Origin of the sequence: uncultured Faecalibaculum sp. (genome assembly GCF_910588395.1) — a bacterium.
In the GTDB taxonomy this organism is placed as follows: Bacteria; Bacillota_I; Bacilli_A; order Erysipelotrichales; family Erysipelotrichaceae; genus Faecalibaculum.
Map to the genome: position 1 here is coordinate 21,950 of NZ_CAJUPA010000006.1, position 18,394 is coordinate 40,343.

At 54.5% G+C, this 18,394-nt stretch carries 21 protein-coding genes, 1 tRNA gene, 1 riboswitch and 1 other annotated feature; of the genes, 3 read left to right on the forward strand and 19 right to left on the reverse strand.

Translation table 11 applies throughout. The features are described 5' to 3' along the window. Positions 1–28 precede the first annotated feature (28 nt). The 13 genes from rplW to rpsL all read right to left on the reverse strand — a co-directional run bounded on the left by rplW (position 29) and on the right by rpsL (position 11,871). The gene (rplW, locus tag QZ305_RS02645; protein WP_294729941.1) at positions 29–319 is read right to left on the reverse strand and encodes a 50S ribosomal protein L23; all 291 of its coding nucleotides are present in this window, start codon (positions 317–319) and stop codon (positions 29–31) included. Further along, a complete protein-coding gene (gene rplD / locus QZ305_RS02650) occupies positions 319–948 on the reverse strand; it encodes a 50S ribosomal protein L4 (RefSeq protein WP_294729942.1) in 630 nt (209 codons plus the stop codon). The genes rplW and rplD overlap by 1 nt, the downstream gene beginning before the upstream one ends. Then, positions 948–1,637 carry a 50S ribosomal protein L3 gene (rplC, locus tag QZ305_RS02655; RefSeq protein WP_294729943.1) on the reverse strand — a complete coding sequence of 230 codons (690 nt, stop codon included), beginning with the start codon at positions 1,635–1,637 and terminating at the stop codon, positions 948–950. Before rplC ends, rplD begins: the two co-directional genes overlap by 1 nt. Before the next feature lie 14 nt (positions 1,638–1,651). Then, entirely contained in the window at positions 1,652–1,963 is a 312-nt protein-coding gene (rpsJ, locus tag QZ305_RS02660; RefSeq protein WP_067554884.1) for a 30S ribosomal protein S10, read from the reverse strand. 143 nt (positions 1,964–2,106) lie between these two features. Then, on the reverse strand, positions 2,107–2,577 hold the full coding sequence (locus QZ305_RS02665) for a pyridoxamine 5'-phosphate oxidase family protein (protein WP_294729944.1): 471 nt from the start codon (positions 2,575–2,577) through the stop codon (positions 2,107–2,109). A 165-nt stretch (positions 2,578–2,742) separates the two neighbouring features. Continuing rightward, positions 2,743–3,393 carry an ECF transporter S component gene (locus QZ305_RS02670; RefSeq protein WP_294729945.1) on the reverse strand — a complete coding sequence of 217 codons (651 nt, stop codon included), beginning with the start codon at positions 3,391–3,393 and terminating at the stop codon, positions 2,743–2,745. Positions 3,394–3,461: 68 nt separating this feature from the next. Continuing rightward, positions 3,462–3,576: riboswitch (FMN riboswitch) on the reverse strand. 136 nt (positions 3,577–3,712) lie between these two features. Beyond that, a complete protein-coding gene (locus QZ305_RS02675) occupies positions 3,713–4,330 on the reverse strand; it encodes a hypothetical protein (RefSeq protein ID WP_294729946.1) in 618 nt (205 codons plus the stop codon). After that, entirely contained in the window at positions 4,330–5,649 is a 1,320-nt protein-coding gene (locus tag QZ305_RS02680; protein ID WP_294729947.1) for a M18 family aminopeptidase, read from the reverse strand. The genes QZ305_RS02675 and QZ305_RS02680 overlap by 1 nt, the downstream gene beginning before the upstream one ends. A 171-nt stretch (positions 5,650–5,820) precedes the next feature. Then, on the reverse strand, positions 5,821–7,452 hold the full coding sequence (locus QZ305_RS02685) for an APC family permease (RefSeq protein ID WP_294729948.1): 1,632 nt from the start codon (positions 7,450–7,452) through the stop codon (positions 5,821–5,823). Between the two features lie 162 nt (positions 7,453–7,614). After that, positions 7,615–8,799, reverse strand: a complete 1,185-nt coding sequence (gene tuf / locus QZ305_RS02690; protein ID WP_294729949.1) for an elongation factor Tu — start codon at positions 8,797–8,799, stop codon at positions 7,615–7,617. Between the two features lie 79 nt (positions 8,800–8,878). Further along, the gene (gene fusA / locus QZ305_RS02695) at positions 8,879–10,951 is read right to left on the reverse strand and encodes an elongation factor G (RefSeq protein WP_294729950.1); all 2,073 of its coding nucleotides are present in this window, start codon (positions 10,949–10,951) and stop codon (positions 8,879–8,881) included. Positions 10,952–10,972: 21 nt separating this feature from the next. Beyond that, positions 10,973–11,443 (reverse strand): 30S ribosomal protein S7, encoded by a 471-nt coding sequence (gene rpsG, locus QZ305_RS02700; protein WP_067554861.1) that lies wholly within the window; start codon positions 11,441–11,443, stop codon positions 10,973–10,975. 14 nt (positions 11,444–11,457) lie between these two features. Next, complete coding sequence (gene rpsL, locus QZ305_RS02705) at positions 11,458–11,871, reverse strand: 30S ribosomal protein S12 (RefSeq protein ID WP_075885366.1); 414 nt, start codon at positions 11,869–11,871, stop codon at positions 11,458–11,460. 376 nt (positions 11,872–12,247) lie between these two features. Between rpsL and QZ305_RS02710 the strand changes: the two genes are divergently transcribed. Next, entirely contained in the window at positions 12,248–13,060 is an 813-nt protein-coding gene (locus QZ305_RS02710) for an HAD family hydrolase (protein ID WP_294729951.1), read from the forward strand. Positions 13,061–13,179: 119 nt separating this feature from the next. Here the strand turns inward: QZ305_RS02710 and QZ305_RS02715 are convergent, their stop codons facing one another. The 6 genes from QZ305_RS02715 to QZ305_RS02740 form a co-directional block, all read right to left on the reverse strand. Beyond that, on the reverse strand, positions 13,180–13,917 hold the full coding sequence (locus QZ305_RS02715; RefSeq protein WP_294729952.1) for an ABC transporter ATP-binding protein: 738 nt from the start codon (positions 13,915–13,917) through the stop codon (positions 13,180–13,182). A gap of 82 nt (positions 13,918–13,999) precedes the next feature. Further along, complete coding sequence (gene rplL / locus QZ305_RS02720) at positions 14,000–14,368, reverse strand: 50S ribosomal protein L7/L12 (protein WP_294729953.1); 369 nt, start codon at positions 14,366–14,368, stop codon at positions 14,000–14,002. Positions 14,369–14,383: 15 nt separating this feature from the next. Continuing rightward, entirely contained in the window at positions 14,384–14,911 is a 528-nt protein-coding gene (rplJ, locus tag QZ305_RS02725; protein WP_294729954.1) for a 50S ribosomal protein L10, read from the reverse strand. Positions 14,912–14,939: 28 nt separating this feature from the next. After that, positions 14,940–15,060 (reverse strand) — a sequence feature (ribosomal protein L10 leader region). A gap of 31 nt (positions 15,061–15,091) precedes the next feature. Continuing rightward, positions 15,092–15,778: a 50S ribosomal protein L1 gene (gene rplA, locus QZ305_RS02730; RefSeq protein ID WP_294729955.1), complete on the reverse strand. Its 687-nt coding sequence runs from the start codon at positions 15,776–15,778 to the stop codon at positions 15,092–15,094. Positions 15,779–15,787: 9 nt separating this feature from the next. Then, entirely contained in the window at positions 15,788–16,207 is a 420-nt protein-coding gene (rplK, locus tag QZ305_RS02735) for a 50S ribosomal protein L11 (RefSeq protein ID WP_294729956.1), read from the reverse strand. A gap of 148 nt (positions 16,208–16,355) precedes the next feature. Then, the gene (locus tag QZ305_RS02740) at positions 16,356–17,183 is read right to left on the reverse strand and encodes a hypothetical protein (protein WP_294729957.1); all 828 of its coding nucleotides are present in this window, start codon (positions 17,181–17,183) and stop codon (positions 16,356–16,358) included. A gap of 146 nt (positions 17,184–17,329) precedes the next feature. Here QZ305_RS02740 and QZ305_RS02745 point away from each other — a divergent pair, with 146 nt between their 5' ends. Together QZ305_RS02745 and QZ305_RS02750 are read left to right on the forward strand one after the other, a co-directional pair. Further along, positions 17,330–18,151, forward strand: coding sequence for a choline kinase family protein (locus QZ305_RS02745; RefSeq protein ID WP_294729958.1), 822 nt, complete (start codon positions 17,330–17,332; stop codon positions 18,149–18,151). A 46-nt stretch (positions 18,152–18,197) separates the two neighbouring features. Further along, positions 18,198–18,273: transfer RNA gene (locus tag QZ305_RS02750), tRNA-Glu, on the forward strand. The last annotated feature ends 121 nt before the right edge of the window (positions 18,274–18,394 follow it).

The window sequence follows — 18,394 nt, forward strand, 5'->3', positions numbered from 1 at the left end:
ATACAGGAAATAGCGTCTTCTCCCTGTTTTACTCTTCGCCGAACAGATCGATGCTGCTGCCTTCGGCAAGAGTGACCACAGCTTTCTTGAACCCGTGCACAACACCGGTGTGGCGTCCTACACGCTTCTTCTTGTCTGCTGTGTTCAGGATGTTCACGTTGGTCACCTTCACATTGAAGAGTTTCTCCACCGCATTCCTTACTTCAATCTTGTTGGCATCCTTTGCCACTTTGAATGTCACTTTGTTGTCATCCGCCATCAGCTTCATCGACTTTTCAGTGATGACCGGGCGCAGGATGATGTCTCTGTAGTCCTTCATTATGCCAGAGCCTCCTCGATTTCCTTGACAGCGGCTTCCGTCAGCATGATCTTGTTGGCGTTGACCAGGTCATAGACGTTGATGCCGCTGGATTTCATCATCGAAATGCCAGGCAGGTTGCGGCTGGACATGTAGGCGTTGTCGGTATCTTCGCCCATTCCGACAATGAACAGTGTTTTCTTGGGTGCCTGGATGGCTTCAACGATTGCCTTGAAATCCTTGGTTTTCGGAGCTTCCATTGCCAGGCTGTCCATTACACCGAAAGCCTCTTCAGCCAGCTTCTCGGAGAGAGCGGACTTCAGTGCCAGACGGCGTACCTTCTTGTTGATTTTGTAGGAGTAATCCCGGGGTGTGGGGCCAAACACCGTTCCGCCGCCGCGATACTGCGGAGCACGGATGGAACCCTGACGGGCACGGCCGGTGCCTTTCTGACGGTAGGGCTTGCGGCCGCCGCCGGATACCTCGCTGCGGCCTTTGGTGGCTGCAGTGCCCTGACGCTTGCCGGCCTGCTGCATGATGATGGCATCAAACAGAGCCTGCTGATTCGGTTCGATCGCAAACACGGCATCGTTGAGCTCAATGGAGCCGACAACTTCACCGCTGCGGTTGATCACATCGATCTGAGCCATTATTCCTGGACCTCCTTGCTGTAGTCAACCAGCACAACAGGTGCCTTGTCGCCCTTGCTGGTTTTTGCAGTGCGGATCATGACCATGCCCTTCTTGGGTCCGGGCACGTTGCCCTTGATCAGCACGTAATTGTTTTCCGGATCCACCTTGATGACTGTCAGGTTCTGAGCAGTCACACGCAGGTGGCCTTCATGACCGGGCATTGCAGTACCCTTCATGATGCGTCCCTGACGGGAGGTAATACCGTTGGTGGCAAGAGAACCGATGTGGCGGATGTTCTTGGATCCACCGTGCGTTTTCGGCCCCTGGTGGGCGTTGTTCCGGTAAATCGTACCCTGGTAGCCCTTGCCCTTGCTCGTGCCGATAACGTCTACCGTTTCACCGGGAGCAAAGATGTCAACGCCGACTGTATCGCCGACTTTTACATCCATATCCGCATCGCGGACTTCGCGGACAAAGCGCTTGGGAGCAGTGCCCGCTTTTGCGCAGTGGCCTTTTTCAGCCTTGGTCGCACGCTGTTCCTTCACATCTTCAAAGCCCAGCTGAACGGCTTCGTATCCGTCTGTCTCAGCAGTCTTCAGCTGCAGAACCACATTGGGTGAAGCTTCGATCACGGTTACGGGAATGAGCGTTCCGTCTTCCGCGAAAACCTGCGTCATGCCCAGTTTTCTTCCTAAGAGTCCTTTCATTTCTGACACCTCCATTAAAGTTTAATCTCGATGTCAACACCGCTGGGAAGTTCTAATCGCTGTAAAGAATCGATTGTTTCCTTGTTCGGCGCAACGATCTCAATCAAACGCTTGTGCGTACGCATTTCAAACTGCTCGCGGCTGTCCTTGTACTTGTGAACAGCCCGCAGGATTGTGACAACCTGCTTCTCTGTGGGCAGAGGAACGGGTCCGATCACTTTCTTGGCACCGTGCTTTTCAGCAGCGTCGACGATCTTCTTGGCCGATTCGTCGAGGATACGGTGCTCGTACGCCTTTAAGCGGATTCTCATTGTGTTGTTTGCCATGGTTTGCTCCTTTCGTTTATTCTCAGATAAACATAGCTCCATGCGAATTCCCTGGCCCAACCATGACAACGCTTTTCAGTGGGTCAGCAACCTCGCACTTCTACGCAATGCTCAAAGATAATAGCATAAAGAAAGAGGGTGATTCAACCCTCTTTCTCCATATCGTACATTTTTTTCTCTGCGGTTTTCCGGCTGAAGTCCAGGAAGATCTGGAAGGCATTCCGGTTGTCGTCTTCATCCCAGATTTCCACAAACCGCGGCTCCACACAGACCAGGATTTCCGTATCCTCATGGGAATACCGGTTGTAGCTCTGCCACAGGTATTCTCTGTATTTCTTCTCGAATACCCGCCCGGGTTCCTCCGTGACCAGCCCCCGGATCTCCGCCAGGCCTTCCACCTGCACACCGTTCCAGCACATTGCCACCCGGGGGTTGGCAATCAGCTGCTGCGTCTTCCGGAAGTTCCGGTCCGTTTTGAACCAGATCCGGCCGTCATAAATAATGGCGCTGATGTTCCGGACCATTGGATAGTCATCTTCGCAGGAGGCCAGAGCCATGATTTTCCAGTCTCCCAGTTTTTCCCACAGTATTTTTTCCGCTGCTGTAAATTCCATAATTCCTTTCCTGCACTGTCATTCGACAGCTCCCTGTCAGTTCTGCTGATTCTGCTCCTTATATAAGATACAAACCGGTCGTATTGATACAGATGGTATCCGGCTGCAGCAGACTGCCGTCTGTGCATGCCGCCGCCAGCTGTCCGCCGTCTGTTGTCGGACGGCTCAGATGAGTCCCGCCACACACAGGCACACGAGGACTGCCGTCACCAGGACAAATCCGCCGGCATAGGCATAGCTCTTCCCGGAGGATACCCCGGGATGACTTTCCGGAGCCAGCCCTCTGCTGCGCAGCACCGTGACCACCGGTTTGTAGATGAACAGTGTTATGCCGCTGTTCAGCCCGCACTTCAGCACATTGAACAGGGCAATCCAGGGCAGCATCTGCACCACGGCTTCCCGGGGCATGTGGAAGTAAAAGGGGTCCACCACATAGTTCCACAAGGTCATCACCGCCACCTGGCACAGCGATCCTGCCAGAAGCGCCTTCATGGCACCGGCTTTTGTATGCCAGCGCCTGTAAAGCAAAGCTGCGGTGCAGACAAAGGAAGCCGTGCTCACAATGTTCATCACCACATCCACCCAGGTGGCATTGCCGGTGAAGAAAGGTTCCAGACAGCTGGAAATCACTGTGAGCAGCAGGCTGTACCCGGCGCCGAATATGAAACCGGCGATGGCGAGAATGGTGTCCTTTCCATCAAACTTGAGAAAAGGAACAGCTGGTACAAGCGGCAGGCGGATCAGCAGTGTGACTGCCAAGCACAAGGCGATGATCATGCCCGCAAGAGCGATTTTTCTGGTCGAAAGATGTTTCATACGTACCTCCCCGTTCGACACGCACCCCGTCAATCTTCGAGGTGCCCATCACGCGAAAGCGCGTAAAAAAAGCTCTTCTTTCATCCAGACTGTCACTGTTGCTGCCGGAGTTTCACCGGCTCGGCCCGAAGGTTCGCGGAGTATACCGCCAGTAGGGACTTTCACCCTGCCCTGAAGATTTGAGTGCACCATCATGATACCCCGGTGCAAAGACCAGTGCAACCGCAGCATGCCGCTGTCGCTATGCCGTGCGCCGCACCTGGGCACCAATCGCAGAAAAACCGCCTGGCAATCCAGACGGTTCTGTATCAGGCTAAGTTCACACTTCCGTGGAAAACCGCTTTTCTGCTTCTTCAAAGCGTTTCTTCTGCAGAAAGTAGTTCAGCAGAAGCACAAACAGAGAGAAGTCCAGATTGGCCGGAAGCCAGGTTTTCAGCAGCAGACATACCGCAATGCTCAGAACATCCATCAGCAGGTAGTCCCGGATGCCGGCAAAGCGGCTGATGACGCTGTATTTGATGCGGTACTGACTGACCGCCACCACCAGAGCCACAACGCCCACAATGGCATCCACGGAGAAATTGATGAAATATTCGCCTTCCCACACAGCCTTGGCAAAGAACAGAACCAGGGTCATACAGATTGTTGTGATCATGGAACTGATGCGGTACTTGTCCAGTTCCCGGTGTTCATACTCGGTGGCAAACCGCTTGAAAGCCGACTGCCGGCGCCAGGACTTCAGATTGCCCTGATCCAGGCGGAACTCCTTCATCCGTTCCTCCTCTGTGTATTTCGCCCGCTGCTCCAGATAATACTGGGCATACAAATCCTTTTTCCCTTTGCTCCATTCCTTCCGGTCAATGGCCTCCAGCATATCGTCACAGTCCAGGAGGCTTTTGTCCGTTGCAGACAGCCAGGGATAGGGCATGGCTGCCATCAGTCGAACAGTGCTCCTTCGCTTTCCTGAATCCGGATATCCGTATCAAAGTAGGCTGTCAGACCCTGGATCATATAGGCCGGGTCCTTGGAACCGCCGGTTTCGTAGCTGGAGTGCATGGCCAGCTGTGCCAGACCGATGTCCACTGCATTGACGGAAACCTGGATGTTGGACAGGTTGCCCAGTGTACTGCCGCCCAGTACATCAGAACGGTTGGCAAATGTCTGCACAGGAACGCCGGCAGTGTTCAGAATGGCTGTAAACAGTGCCCGGGAGTAGGCATCTGTGGTGTATTTCTGGTTGGCGCTTTCCTTGATGACAATGCCTCCGTTCAGCCAGCTGCAGTTGACCGCATCGGTTTTTTCCGGGTGGTTGGGATGCACGGCGTGTGCGTTGTCACAGGAGACCATGAAGGATTTTGCCACAGCCTGCAGATACTCTTCCTCTGTGTAGTGCAGACCTGATGCGATTCTCTTCAGCGTGTCCTTCAGGAACGTGCTCATGGCACCCTGCTTGGTGTTGGAGCCCACTTCCTCGTTGTCCAGACAGCAGTACACATTCACGCTGGCGGGATTGTCGCTGGCAATGAACGCCTTCAGACTTGCAAAGGAGCATTCCAGATCATCCAGTTTCGGGCTGGATACGAATTCGTCTTCATAGCCCCAGATTCTGCCGTTTTCCCGGTTCACCAGGAACAGATCCTTGGCCAGAATGTCTTCAGGCTTCACACCCAGCTCTCTGGCCACCATCGCATCAAATGCGCCTTTTTTCAGGGATCCGGCGGAGAACAGCGGAAGCAGATCCACCTGCCGGTTGAATTTGTAACCGTCGTTGACCTGCCGGTTGAAGTGGATCGCCACGTTCGGGATCAGCAGAATATCCCGGTCAATGTACAGCAGATGGCTTTTCATGCCGTCGTTTTCCCGGACATACACACGGCCTGCCACTGTCAGCGGCCGGTCCAGCCAGGTGGAATCGATCATGCCGCCATAGGCTTCCACGTCCAGACGCAGATATTCATTCGGGCCTTCCAGTTCCGAAACGGATTTTACCTTGTAGGTGGGAGAATCCGAATGAGCCGCTGTCATCTGGAAATGGAAATCCTGAATGTCACTGCCTGTCTTGAATGCAATCAGGCTGCTTCCATTCCGGGTAGTGTAATACCGGCCGCCGGGCTGAACGCTCCAGCTTTTTCCTTCCGGCAGATATGTGAATCCTTCCTGATCCAAATATTCCCGCACCGTGTGAATGGTGTGGAACATGCTGGGTGACCTGCGGATGAATTCAGTCAGCTCGCGGGCTGTTTCCAAATAATTCATAGTGTAAGTTCCTCCTTTTGAAAGTTTAGCATTTCCGGCATGGTTTGTCCCTCAGATGCACGCTGTCTGCAGCGTTCGGAGGCACCCCGGCTGCCAATGAAACCACAGGATGCCGTATAAAACAAAAGGAAGCACGAAGCTTCCTTCCATCCTTATTGAGACTGCAGCGGATTACGCGCCTTTTTCGTCTTCCCGCTTGCGGATCATGGGCATGATCATACCCAGCAGCAGGTATACGATCGGAGCAGCGATGTTCAGTACAGTACGTCCCATGTCAGACAGGTCGATGGTGCCCATCAGGCAGCAGGCTGCAGTGACGAAGAAGCACCATACACCGAAGAACAGTGCCACACCGTTGTTTTTGACGAACTCGTATTCCCGGGGGAATCTGGAGCTCTGACGGCGCAGCATGATGTAGGCGAAGAATACCCACAGATAACGCATCGGCATGCAGACGGAGTTCAGACGGGTCAGCCATGTGATGACGTCAGCGGCACCGGTTCCCATCAGCTGAATGGCAATGATGGATCCGGACAGAACCACGATCAGCAGGATACCGTTTGTGTAGGCACCGTAGGCGTTCTGCTTGAGCAGAGCCTTCGGAACATACTGACGTGCGTTCTCGTCGTCCAGCAGCATCCGCAGGGGAGCATCGATGGACAGAGTCAGTGTGGAGAACTGGCCGATGGCGTTGCAGGCACCATACAGAATGACAAACAGGTTGCCCACGCTGTACAGACCGCCAAGCTCGCGCATGGCTTCATACTGGCCGTTGGCGATGAAGCCGGTGCTTGTCATGGCCATTGCGAAGTCCTGACCGGCTGCAGGTGTTACCCAGCCGTTGATCACGGCAGGATCCACACCCGCAGTTCCGGCTGCAGCTACAGCTTCCTTGATGGTGGCTGCATTCTGTCCCAGAGCGAATACCTGGAAAGAGCTGCCTGCTGCAACTTCAGCACCGGCGATGGTTCCGTCGGCTGCCACTGTCATTGTGACAGGGGAGAATACCAGAGCCATGGCGATGGTTCCCAGAATGGCGCAGACCATGACCATGATCGCCAGTGCAATCATACCCTTCGGGAAGTTCTTCGCAGGGTTGTCGACTTTGTTTACGTAAGGAGAGATCTTTTCGCATCCACCGACAGCAAAGACCAGAATCGACAGCGATGTGAAGTACTGCACGTTGAACTGCGGAATGATGTTTTCCCAGCTCCAGTCAATGTTGGAGAAGCTGGCAGCCGGGTTGATTGCCGGTGCTGCAAACATCATCAGAATGTACAGCAGCGACATGGCAAACATGGTGGTGCCGGCCAGAGAAGCCAGAGGCTTCAGAACGCTCAGACCGCGCGTGGCGATCCAGCAGAACAGCAGGAAGACCACTGCAGTGGCGAGCTGAACCTGCCATGTGGGCAGCGCATCATACCAGGAGTTTTTCAGGAACATCCAGGCCAGGGCTTTCAGACCGCCGGAACCTTTGGATGCAATGTAAGGAATGTGAACTACCCAGTAAGTGTAACCTGCATAATAGGCAAGCTTCGGATTGGTGGTTTCCAGAACCCAGGAGGTAACGCCTCCACCAAGATTTTTGAAGGCCGAACCCAGTTCGCCGACCATCAGAGCGTACGGTACGAAGTACAGAACAAACATCAGGATCCAGGAAAAGATAACCTGTGTTCCGTTGAAATAGCCGAATCCGTTGACGACATTTCCGAATCCCCATACCGTTGAGAACGCCATAAACGCCAGAGTGGACCAGGTCATTTTCCTGGTACTGGCGCTTTTGGCTCCCGTATTGTTGGACATACTGAACTCCTTTCTCATTGTTCCATTTAATGGAAACACGATTGAAACGTATTGTCAAAGAATTGTGGGTGCATCGTGGCGGTTTCGTACATTTTTCAAAGAATTGTAAATCGTTTTCATCATAAGTGAAGAAAAAAGCCCCGAAGGGCTTTGTCTGTTTATTTAAGCTACGATCTCGGTTACGTTACCGGCACCAACAGTGTGGCCGCCTTCACGGATGGAGAACTTTGTACCGTTTTCCAGAGCGATCGGAGCGATCAGCTCAACGTTCATTTCAACGTTGTCGCCAGGCATAACCATGTCTGTGCCTTCCGGCAGTGTGATGACACCGGTTACGTCAGTTGTACGGAAGTAGAACTGAGGACGGTAGTTGGAAACGAACGGTGTGTGACGTCCGCCTTCATCCTTGCTCAGTACATATACCTGTGCCTTGAAGGTTGTGTGGGGGTGTACAGAAGCCGGCTTTGCCAGACACTGGCCACGCTGGATTTCGTCACGTGCAACACCACGCAGCAGAGCACCGATGTTGTCACCAGCCTGTGCTTCGTCCAGCTGCTTGTGGAACATTTCCAGACCTGTCAGTACGGATTTGCGGGTCGGCTTGATACCAACGATTTCAACTTCGTCACCCAGGTGAGCTGTACCACGTTCAACACGTCCGGTAGCAACTGTACCACGGCCGGAAATGGTCATTACGTCTTCGACAGCCATCAGGAACGGCTTGTCTGTTTCACGTACGGGATCGGGAATCCAGGAGTCAACAGCTTCCATCAGTTCGTCAATGGAGCCTGTGTACTTCGGATCGCCTTCCAGAGCCTTCAGAGCGGAACCGCGGATGATCGGAGTTTCGTCGCCATCGAAGCCATATTCGTTCAGCAGTTCACGAACTTCCATTTCAACCAGGTCGATCAGCTCTTCGTCATCAACCATGTCGCACTTGTTCAGGTAAACAACGATGTAGGGAACGCCTACCTGACGGGCCAGCAGGATGTGCTCGCGAGTCTGAGGCATCGGGCCGTCGGAAGCGGCTACAACCAGGATGGCGCCGTCCATCTGAGCAGCACCGGTGATCATGTTCTTTACATAGTCAGCGTGGCCCGGGCAGTCAACGTGTGCATAGTGACGGTTTTCTGTCTGGTATTCAACGTGTGCAGTGTTGATGGTGATACCGCGTTCCTTTTCTTCGGGAGCGCCGTCGATTTCATCGTAGGCAGTAGCCTTGGCCATGCCCTTTTCACCCAGCACTTTGGTGATGGCAGCGGTCAGCGTTGTCTTGCCGTGGTCAACGTGGCCGATGGTGCCGATATTTACGTGAGTTTTACTTCTGTCAAATTTTTCCTTAGCCATTTGATTTCCTCCTGTTTTGAAAATATCCGGTCTTTCTCATTTTATTGCAGCCTTTGGATAAAGGCAACTGAAACCGGTGCTAGTTGGACGCGCTTTCCTTGATGATCTTCTCGGAAATGCTCTTGGGAACCTCGGAATAGTGGTCGAACTTCATGGAATAGTTTCCACGGCCCTGTGTGAAGGAACGCAGATCCGTTACGTAGCCGAACATTTCCGACAGCGGGATCATGGCGCGGACGATGACTGCATTGCCGCGTTCCTCCTGCTCGGTGATCTGACCGCGGCGGCTGGAAACGTCACCCATGACAGAACCCAGATATTCAGCGGGAGCAGTCACTTCCACGAACATGATGGGTTCCAGCAGAACAGGCTTGCACTTCTTGGCGGCTTCTTTCAGCGCCATGGATGCAGCGATCTTGAACGCCATTTCACTGGAGTCAACATCGTGGTAGGAACCGTCAAACAGAGTGGCTTTCACATCAATGACGGGATAGCCGGCAATCATGCCGTTGTCCAGGGCATCCACCAGCCCTTCGTTTGTCGGCTTGATGAATTCCCGGGGAACGGTGCCGCCCACTACAGCATCCACGAATTCGAATCCCTTGCCTTCGTTGGGCTCGAACCGGATCCATACGTGACCGTACTGACCCTTGCCACCGGACTGACGGATGTACTTGCCTTCGCACTCGGCGGATTCGCGGATTGTTTCACGGTAGGCTACCTGCGGCTTGCCCACATTGGCTTCCACTTTGAACTCACGGCGCAGACGGTCAACGATGATGTCCAGGTGAAGTTCACCGACACCGGCGATGATGGTCTGTCCGGTTTCTTCATTGGTGTATGTCTTGAACGTGGGGTCTTCCTCTGCCAGCTTGGCAAGCGCCAGACCCATTTTGTCCTGGTCGGCCTTTGTCTTGGGTTCCAGGGACAGTTCAATAACCGGTTCCGGGAATTCCATGGATTCCAGGATGATCGGGTTCTTTTCGTCGCACAGCGTATCGCCGGTTGTGGTGTTCTTCAGACCAACAGCCGCAGCGATGTCACCGGCATAAACCTCGGAGATTTCCTTACGGGCGTTGGCATGCATCTGCACGATACGGCCGAAACGTTCCTTCTTGCCCTTGGAGGAGTTCAGAACATAGCTGCCGGCTGTCGCCTTTCCGGAATATACACGGAAGAAGGACAGTTTGCCCACGAAGGGGTCGGCGGCGATTTTGAACGCCAGAGCGGAGAAAGGTTCGTCGTCAGAGGCATGACGCTGTTCGGCTTCGCCATCCAGTGTGGTACCGTTGATGGAAGGAATGTCCAGGGGGCTGGGCAGGTAGTCCACTACCGCATCCAGAACCATCTGCACGCCTTTGTTCTTGTAGGCGGATCCGCACAGAACCGGGAAGAAATCGCCGTTGCAGACCGCAATGCGCAGTACACGCTTGATTTCTTCAATGGAAGGCTCTTCCCCTTCCAGAACCTGCATCATCAGGTCCTCATCGTAGTCTGCCAGGTACTCCAGCAGCTTCATGCGGTATTCTTCCGTCAGATCCTGCAGATCTTCGGGAACGTCCGTGACTTCGATGTTGGTGCCCAGATCGTTGGTGTAGATTTCAGCCTTGCGTTCGATGATGTCCACAATGCCCTTGAATGTGCTTTCTGCACCGATCGGCAGCTGAATGGGGCAGGATTTTGCGCCCAGACGGTCAATGATCGTGTTGCAGGACATGAGGAAGTCCGCACCGATGGCGTCCATCTTGTTGACGAATACGATACGGGGAACGTTGTATTCAGTAGCCTGACGCCATACAGTCTCGGTCTGAGGCTCAACGCCGGCTTTGGCATCCAGAACCGTGACCGCACCATCCAGCACGCGCAGGGAGCGCTCTACTTCAACGGTGAAGTCAACGTGACCCGGAGTATCGATGATGTTGATCCGGTGGCCTTTCCAGAATGCTGTGGTGGCCGCGGATGTGATGGTGATGCCCCGTTCCTGTTCCTGGGCCATCCAGTCCATCGTCGAGGCGCCATCATGGGTCTCACCCATTTTGTGGTTGACGCCAGTGTAGTACAGGATACGCTCGGTGGTCGTCGTTTTTCCGGCGTCGATGTGCGCCATGATTCCGATGTTGCGGGTATCCTTCAGAGAGACTTCTCTAGGCATATGTCTGTTCCTTCCTAGTGATTACCAGCGGTAGTGAGCGAATGCCTTGTTGGCTTCTGCCATCTTGTGAACGGATTCACGTTTCTTGACGCTTGCACCGGTGTTGTTGGCAGCATCGATGATTTCGGCAGCCAGACGCTGTTCCATGGTCTTTTCGTTGCGCAGACGGGCATAGTTTACCAGCCAGCGCAGACCCAGAGTCAGGCGGCGCTCATCGGATACTTCAACAGGTACCTGGTAGTTGGCACCGCCCACGCGGCGCAGCTTCAGCTCCAGCTGAGGCATTACGTTTTCCAGAGCCTGTTCGAAGACTTCCATCGGCTGCTTGCCGGTCTTCACTTCCACGATGTCAAATGCATTGTACAGAATGTTCTGTGCGGTTCCGCGCTTGCCATCCAGCATGATCTTGTTGATCAGACGGGTAACGAGCTTGGAGTTGTAAATGGGATCCACCAGAACGTCACGTTTTGCGATGTGTCCTTTTCTCGGCATGTCAGTTCTCCTTCCTACTTCTTCGGCTTCTTGGTGCCGTACAGGGAGCGGGACTGTTTGCGGTCGTTGACGCCGGCGCAGTCCAGAGTGCCGCGGACAATGTGGTAGCGGACACCAGGCAGGTCCTTGACACGGCCGCCGCGGATCAGCACAACGGAGTGCTCCTGCAGGTTGTGGCCGATTCCGGGGATATATGCGGTAACTTCCATTCCGTTGGACAGACGCACACGGGCGTATTTGCGGAGAGCGGAGTTAGGTTTCTTCGGGGTCATCGTTCCGACACGGGTGCAGACGCCGCGCTTCTGAGGAGAAGACAGGTTGGTCGGACGGGATTTCAGAGAGTTGTATCCGCGGTTCAGAGCCGGGGACTTGGAAACATTTTCCCCTGCCTTGCGGCCTTTGCGGATCAACTGGTTGATTGTAGGCATCAGGTGATCTCCTTTCTGATCATATGAGGTACACGAACCCGGGCGGTTCATTGCTGGCCCGATAGAAAAGGCTCAGCGTATGAGCCTTTGCGTACAGATGAGAGTATAGCAGGATGTCCGGTCCAGTGCAAGGAGAAATCTTCACATTCTAGCCGGGACTGCCGTTTTTTCCTTCAGCCTCCCGTGTTTTCTGCCAGTACCGGAATACGCAGTTCCTGGCCACCTGCAGCATGCTGCCTTTCTGACAGACAGACGCCATCCCGATGCACAGCCGCGGTATCAACCCAACTGCAGTCATCCGCCCACTGGGGTATAATCAGACTGTGACAGTGGCACTTCGCCGCTTGATTTCATCATCAGCAAAGGAGAAACGGGCATGAAACATAAAATCGCATTCATAGACATGGATGGCACGCTGTATCAGACAGAAAACGATGTCATTCAGGACTCCACCCTGGCCGCCATTGAACAGCTGCGGCAGGCCGGATACAAAATTGCAGCCGCCACAGGCAGGCCCCTGAACCAGATGAAACTGATCATGGACCGGGTTCAGTTCGACTACTACATTCTGATCAACGGCGGATACATTCTGGACAAGGACCTCAATGAAATCAACGCCTTCCCCATTGTGCAGGGCACCGTGAATGATCTGGTGCAGCTGGCCAGAGACAACGAATACGGCCTGATGTTCCATTTCGGAGATGCCACCTACATCTACAATGACTTCTATCCCATGTACTACTTCTCGAAGTATGCCAACGTGCTGGACAGTCTCTTCTATGACCCGACACATTCATTCCACAAACGGCACCGGGTATTCAACGCGGTGCTGCTCACCAAGGATTCCAGTGCCCTGGATGCCTTCATGGAAGATCACCCGAATCTTCGTTCGGATCTGATCAACATCAAGACACAGGGATTCGCCTATGACATTTTCAACAGCGCCACAGACAAGGCGGAAGGCATTCAGGCGGTGCTGGACTACGAAGGTCTTGGCTGGGAGGATGCCATTGCCTTCGGTGATTCCACCAACGACACGCGGATGCTGGAAAAAGCCGGAATCGGTGTGGCCATGGGCACAGCCAGTGACTATGTAAAGAGTTTTGCGGACATGGAAACCAGCGATGTATATCACGATGGCATCTACAACGCCGTCAAGAAGATCCTGGCCATGGAAAACGGAGAATAGACTCTTTCTCCTGATCCAAAGCAGAAACAAAGCGGAGAAATCCTGCGGGCAGTCCCCCGGATTCCTCCGCTTTTTGTCATCCCGGCTCCGGGCATACAGTCTCTTTTTGCACTCATCGCTCATCCACCGTCAAAGTGCCGCTTCACATCTTCCCGGTTCAGCAGGTCATCCATGTCTCCCTGGCACAGACAGCGCCCGTTGTGCAGCAGGATCATCCGGTCTCCCAGTTTTCTGGCTTCCTGCAGGTCATGGGTGACAAACACCACCGTCATATGCAGGCGGGACTGCAGCGACAGCAGAATATCCTGCAGCTGACTCCGGGACCGGCTGTCCAGAGATGAAAACGATTCATCCAGCAGAAGCAGCTGCGGGGCGCTGACCACCGCTCTGGCCAGAGCTGTGCGCTGCTGCTGTCCCCCGGAAAGGGTGCCTGCCAGCTGTCCGGCGGGCGGGCAGCCGCATAGATCCATGGCTTCCAGCGCCATTTTCCTTCTGAGCGGGGCAGGATACAGACGGGCATCCAGACCATACATCACATTCTGCAGCACAGTCTGTTTCTCCAGCAGACGTCCATCCTGAAACGTCACCGATCTTCTGGCAGGAAGATGGCTGACTTCGCCGGTGTCCTGCGTTTCCAGCCCTGCCAGGATGCGCAGCAGTGTCGTTTTTCCCGAACCTGTGGATCCGCAGATCATGGTGATCTGTCCCTGCCCAATGACACAGCTGATGTTATCCAGAGCCTGTACCGCCCCATACCGCCTGCTCACATGCGAGACAGTCAGATCACAGCTGTCTGCCGCCTCCCGGCTGTTATCCTGCGCCATCCTGCTTTGTTCTTTCTGCTTTTTCTGACTCATGTCCTTCATTATACCGGGACCGTTCCCGCAGCACAAAAAAGGTCCGGACAGAATCCGGACCTGAAATCATGCAGGAATGATCTTACTTGATTTCTACAGTTGCACCGGCAGCCATCAGCTTTTCCTTGATCTGATCGGCTTCTTCCGGAGAAATGTTTTCCTTGATTGCTGCGGGAGCGCCATCTACCAGCTTCTTCGCATCTACCAGGCCCAGGCCGGTGATTTCGCGGACAGCCTTGATGACAGCAACCTTTGTGCCGCCTACGGATGTCAGAGTAACCGTTACTTCGGACGGTCCTTCATCCTTCGCTTCTTCAGCCGGAGCAGCAGCTACTGCAGCAGCAGCAACAACACCGAACTTGTCTTCGATCGCCTTTACCAGGTCGTTCAGCTCAAGGATTGTAGCCTCCTCGAGATATGCCAGAATGTCTTCCTGTGTCAGTTTAGCCATTTTGAGTTCCTCCTGTTATTCGGCAGCCGCTTCTTCGGCCGGGGCTGCTCCGCCGTTTTCCTTTGCTTCGGCCAGTGCCTTGACAGTCATCGCGAACTTGATGACCGGGGCATTCAGAGTCGATGCAAAGCGCGCCAGCATGCCTTCCTTGTTGGGAAGAGCAGCCAGTGTCTTGATGGTTTCTTCGTTGACGACCGCGCCGTCCACAACACCGTTCTTCAGGATCAGCTTGTCGTGATCCTTGGCGAACTTCGCCAGAACACGTGCCGGAGCAACCTGATCGGCTCCGAATGCCAGCGCGTTGGGTCCTTTCAGGACGTCTGCAAAAGCATCGTAGCCCAGGGAACGGGCAGCACGCTGTGCGATGGTGTTCTTGTAGACCTGGAGGTCGACGTCTTCAGCACGCAGGAGCTTACGCAGTTCCGTCACTTCCGCAACAGACAGACCGCGGTATTCCACCAGCACAATGCTGGAGGCTTCCTTCATGCGGTCAGTCAGTGCGCTGACGGCAGCTTCCTTCTGCGCGAGGATGTCTTTGTTCATTCTTCCACCTCTGCTTCTATCGTCATGATATCCAAAATACAAAAGCCCGCGGACCGCGGGCTTGCATACTTAAAAACAAGTATCTGCGTCCCTCGGTAACATGATTAAGCTTTCGCCGTTACTGTCTTTGGAATATCGATAACGGATTAATCTTACTGCATCCTGCAAGGATGTCAATCGTTATTTTACAATTTCAACCTTGATGCCGGGGCCCATGGTTGTGGACAGCACCAGGTTCTTCATGTAGGTACCCTTGACCTTGGAAGGACGGGCTTTCAGGATGGTGTTGAAAATCGCATTGAAGTTCTCCACCAGCTTGTCGTCGTCGAAGGAAACCTTGCCGATCAGAACGTTGATGTTGCCATCCTTGTCCACACGGTAAGTCACTTTACCCTTCTTGACTTCGTTGACAGCATTGGCCACATCCATGGTCACAGTGCCTGTCTTGGGGTTGGGCATCAGGCCCTTGGGTCCCAGGATCCGTCCCAGACGGCCCAGCTTGCCCATCATGTTGGGAGTGGCGATCAGGACATCAAAGTCCATCCAGCCGCCCTGAATCTTCTGAATCATTTCATCGGAACCGACGAAGTCAGCTCCGGCTTCCTCTGCTTCACGGGCCTTGTCGCCTTCGGCAACAACAGCCACTTTCTGCGTCTTGCCTGTACCGTTGGGCAGCACCATGGCACCACGGATCTGCTGGTCCGCGTGACGGGGGTCAACATTCAGGTTGAAGCACAGTTCCACAGTTTCATCGAACTTCGCGCTTGCCAGTTCCTTGGCCAGGGCGACAGCCTCTGCAACGGGATAAGCTTTTTCGAAATCCACCTTTTCGGCGGCTGCTCTGTATCTCTTGCTAGTCTTTGCCATGTCGTTCTCCTATTCCAGACCTTCCACTTTGATGCCCATGTTCTTCGCAGTGCCTGCGATGATTTTCATGGCGGCTTCAACGTCGTTGGCGTTGAGGTCCGGCATCTTGTACTCTGCGATTTCCTTCAGCTGGTCCTTCGTGATGGTACCGGCGGTTTCCTTCTGGTCGCCGCTGGCCTTGCTGATGCCGGCAGCTTTCTTCAGCAGATTGGCAGCCGGAGTGGTTTTCAGCTGGAAGTCGAAGCTCTTGTCTTCATACGCTGTGATGATGACAGGAACCACGTCGCCTTTGCGGTCCTTGGTCGCGTCATTGAACGCGTTGCAGAACTGGGGCATGTTGATGCCTGCGGAAGCCAGTGCCGGTCCGGGTTTTGCGCCGCCCGCCATGAACTGGAGCTTGCAGACTTTGGTTACTTTTTTCTTGGCCATAAGACACCTCCTGTTTTGTCTTATGCAGTGGTTTATGGACAGAGTCCTCCCACGCATGCTTATTTACTCTACTCAAAAAAAGCCGCTGTTTCAAGCGGCTTTCCTCTGATTGAGATAAAATCGGATCTCTGTCACGCTGCTGCCGGCATCAGTCCCAGTAGCCGTTGAACTCATCTCCCTCATACCAGTCTGCATCATGATCGTCAAAGAAGTCCCGGTAGAAATCCTCTGCCTCATCATAGGGATCCCGGAACACATCGCTGTAATCATCATAATAGCGCTCTGTCACAGCATGGGAAGCAGCACCCGTGACCGTCTCCAGGACCGACTGACCGACACCGAATACAGCCAGCGCACACACCGCTGCCGCCAGGCTCATCGCCAGCATCTCTGTTCTGGCAGGCCGGAAGGCATGCCAGGCAAAGAACAGTGCCGCGGCTGCCAGCAGCAGACCGATGATTGCCGCCACCAGCCACCAGGATCCCATCGTCCCCAGCACCGTGAAGATCAGCGCCAGCGCCGCCAGAATCAGCGACGCGGCAGGATTGGCAGATGCCCGCCGGATTTCCTGCGCCGGGGTTTCGCGGTGGCCCGGACCTTTCTTTTCGCCGGCTGCATGCGGATGCGGGGGAACAGGACCCGGTCCGGACTGCCCCTGCTCTCTGGTATCCGCACCCGGCTGCCGGCCGGATCTGCCTTCCTGCGCCTGCCGGGGAATCTCCGGCATGACGCCAGCCTGATCCTGAGCCGGTTGGGACCCCGCACCGGATTCTGTCTCCGGCTGAAGCTCCTGGCCGGCAGACAGATTCTCTGCGGTTTCTTCCACCACCATCTCCGTATCTTCTGTCACCTCGGTACGTTCCTGTCCAGGAGCCTCTGCCGCATCCCCGGACAGATCCTGACCGGTCTGCATCTGTTCCTCGTTCTCTGCAGAACCCTTCGGGTCCCTGCGTTCATTCCATTCACTGTTTTCCATCATCTGTCTCCTTGCGCCGGCTTTGACATGCAAAACCGGACACGGTATGAATACAGCTATTATACCCGCCGGCGGCCCTGCAGTGAAACCTGAGTCCTTCCTCCGCTCCCGGAGCATGTCCTGCCATCCGTGGTATCATAAAAACCATGAACCGCACTGACATCGCCCGGCTGCTGAACACCCGGGATCTTCTCATTGTCCCCACAGATCTGGGTCTGTCCAACGAAAACCTGCTGATCACCGCAGACGGAACCGACTACATCTGGCGGCGTCCCCTGCCCGGCTCGGACAGCCTGGACACCAGCCACAGAGCCGAGCAGCAGGCCATGGAACTTGCTGCATCTCTGGACGTGCCGACTCTGTATTATGATCCGGAAACCGGCGAGAAAATCACCCGGCGGGTGCAGGCCGAAACCTTCGGCGAGTCCAGCCGCCCCGACAGATTCCGCCAGGCCGGGCTGCTGCTGAAACAGCTTCACGCCCTTGAACCCATCGACGCCGTCTTCGATCCCTTTCAGAAACTCGAAACCTACCGTGCCAGGACCCGTAGCCCGCTCCGGTTTGACCACGAAGAAGAAATACTTGCCTGCACCCGCAGACTCTGGACACCCGCCTGTCTCTGCCACAACGATCTGGTCCCCGGCAACATTCTCCTGGGAGACAAACGCAGCTGGCTCATTGACTATGAATACGCCGCCACCGGCGATCCGCGGTTTGATATGGCAAGCTTTCTCTCGGAGAACGCCATACTGGACCCTGACAGCCGCCAGCAGTTTCTGGAAGCCTGCGATCCGGGAGTTCCTTCCTGGCAGGTCATGATATTCGAGCTGGTGGCAGACATGATCTGGGCCAACTGGGCGCAGATGCTGCACGAACAGCGCCAGGATCCGGTCTTTGCGGACATCCGAAGAGACAAACAGAAGCATTTTGCAAAAATCCTGAACAAACTGATGGACATCCGGAATTGATGTGATATATTAGACAGGCACTCAGGCCAGAGTTCAAATATAGATTGGCGCGTTGGAGAAACGGTTAACTCACATGCCTTTCACGCATGCATTCACGGGTTCGAATCCCGTACGCGTCACCATCGACAAGAGTACCCGGCAGGTTATGACTGTACGGGTTTTTTGTCGTCTGCCGATCACGGTACCCGGCAGGGCATTATCCTGATTCGGGAGAGGCCGCCTCTGCTTTTCTGCCTCTGCCTG

Bases quoted from the DNA above. Each gene is read 5' to 3' on its own strand.
- QZ305_RS02670 (WP_294729945.1), bottom strand. From the start codon at position 3,393: ATGAAACATCTTTCGACCAGAAAAATCGCTCTTGCGGGCATGATCATC.
- QZ305_RS02685 (WP_294729948.1), bottom strand. From the start codon at position 7,452: ATGTCCAACAATACGGGAGCCAAAAGCGCCAGTACCAGGAAAATGACC.
- tuf (WP_294729949.1), bottom strand. From the start codon at position 8,799: ATGGCTAAGGAAAAATTTGACAGAAGTAAAACTCACGTAAATATCGGC.
- fusA (WP_294729950.1), bottom strand. From the start codon at position 10,951: ATGCCTAGAGAAGTCTCTCTGAAGGATACCCGCAACATCGGAATCATG.
- rpsG (WP_067554861.1), bottom strand. From the start codon at position 11,443: ATGCCGAGAAAAGGACACATCGCAAAACGTGACGTTCTGGTGGATCCC.
- rpsJ (WP_067554884.1), bottom strand. From the start codon at position 1,963: ATGGCAAACAACACAATGAGAATCCGCTTAAAGGCGTACGAGCACCGT.
- rplC (WP_294729943.1), bottom strand. From the start codon at position 1,637: ATGAAAGGACTCTTAGGAAGAAAACTGGGCATGACGCAGGTTTTCGCG.
- rpsL (WP_075885366.1), bottom strand. From the start codon at position 11,871: ATGCCTACAATCAACCAGTTGATCCGCAAAGGCCGCAAGGCAGGGGAA.
- rplL (WP_294729953.1), bottom strand. From the start codon at position 14,368: ATGGCTAAACTGACACAGGAAGACATTCTGGCATATCTCGAGGAGGCT.
- rplA (WP_294729955.1), bottom strand. From the start codon at position 15,778: ATGGCAAAGACTAGCAAGAGATACAGAGCAGCCGCCGAAAAGGTGGAT.
- rplJ (WP_294729954.1), bottom strand. From the start codon at position 14,911: ATGAACAAAGACATCCTCGCGCAGAAGGAAGCTGCCGTCAGCGCACTG.
- QZ305_RS02710 (WP_294729951.1), top strand. From the start codon at position 12,248: ATGAAACATAAAATCGCATTCATAGACATGGATGGCACGCTGTATCAG.
- QZ305_RS02740 (WP_294729957.1), bottom strand. From the start codon at position 17,183: ATGGAAAACAGTGAATGGAATGAACGCAGGGACCCGAAGGGTTCTGCA.
- rplD (WP_294729942.1), bottom strand. From the start codon at position 948: ATGGCTCAGATCGATGTGATCAACCGCAGCGGTGAAGTTGTCGGCTCC.
- QZ305_RS02715 (WP_294729952.1), bottom strand. From the start codon at position 13,917: ATGAGTCAGAAAAAGCAGAAAGAACAAAGCAGGATGGCGCAGGATAAC.
- QZ305_RS02745 (WP_294729958.1), top strand. From the start codon at position 17,330: ATGAACCGCACTGACATCGCCCGGCTGCTGAACACCCGGGATCTTCTC.
- QZ305_RS02680 (WP_294729947.1), bottom strand. From the start codon at position 5,649: ATGAATTATTTGGAAACAGCCCGCGAGCTGACTGAATTCATCCGCAGG.
- rplW (WP_294729941.1), bottom strand. From the start codon at position 319: ATGAAGGACTACAGAGACATCATCCTGCGCCCGGTCATCACTGAAAAG.
- QZ305_RS02665 (WP_294729944.1), bottom strand. From the start codon at position 2,577: ATGGAATTTACAGCAGCGGAAAAAATACTGTGGGAAAAACTGGGAGAC.
- QZ305_RS02675 (WP_294729946.1), bottom strand. From the start codon at position 4,330: ATGGCAGCCATGCCCTATCCCTGGCTGTCTGCAACGGACAAAAGCCTC.
- rplK (WP_294729956.1), bottom strand. From the start codon at position 16,207: ATGGCCAAGAAAAAAGTAACCAAAGTCTGCAAGCTCCAGTTCATGGCG.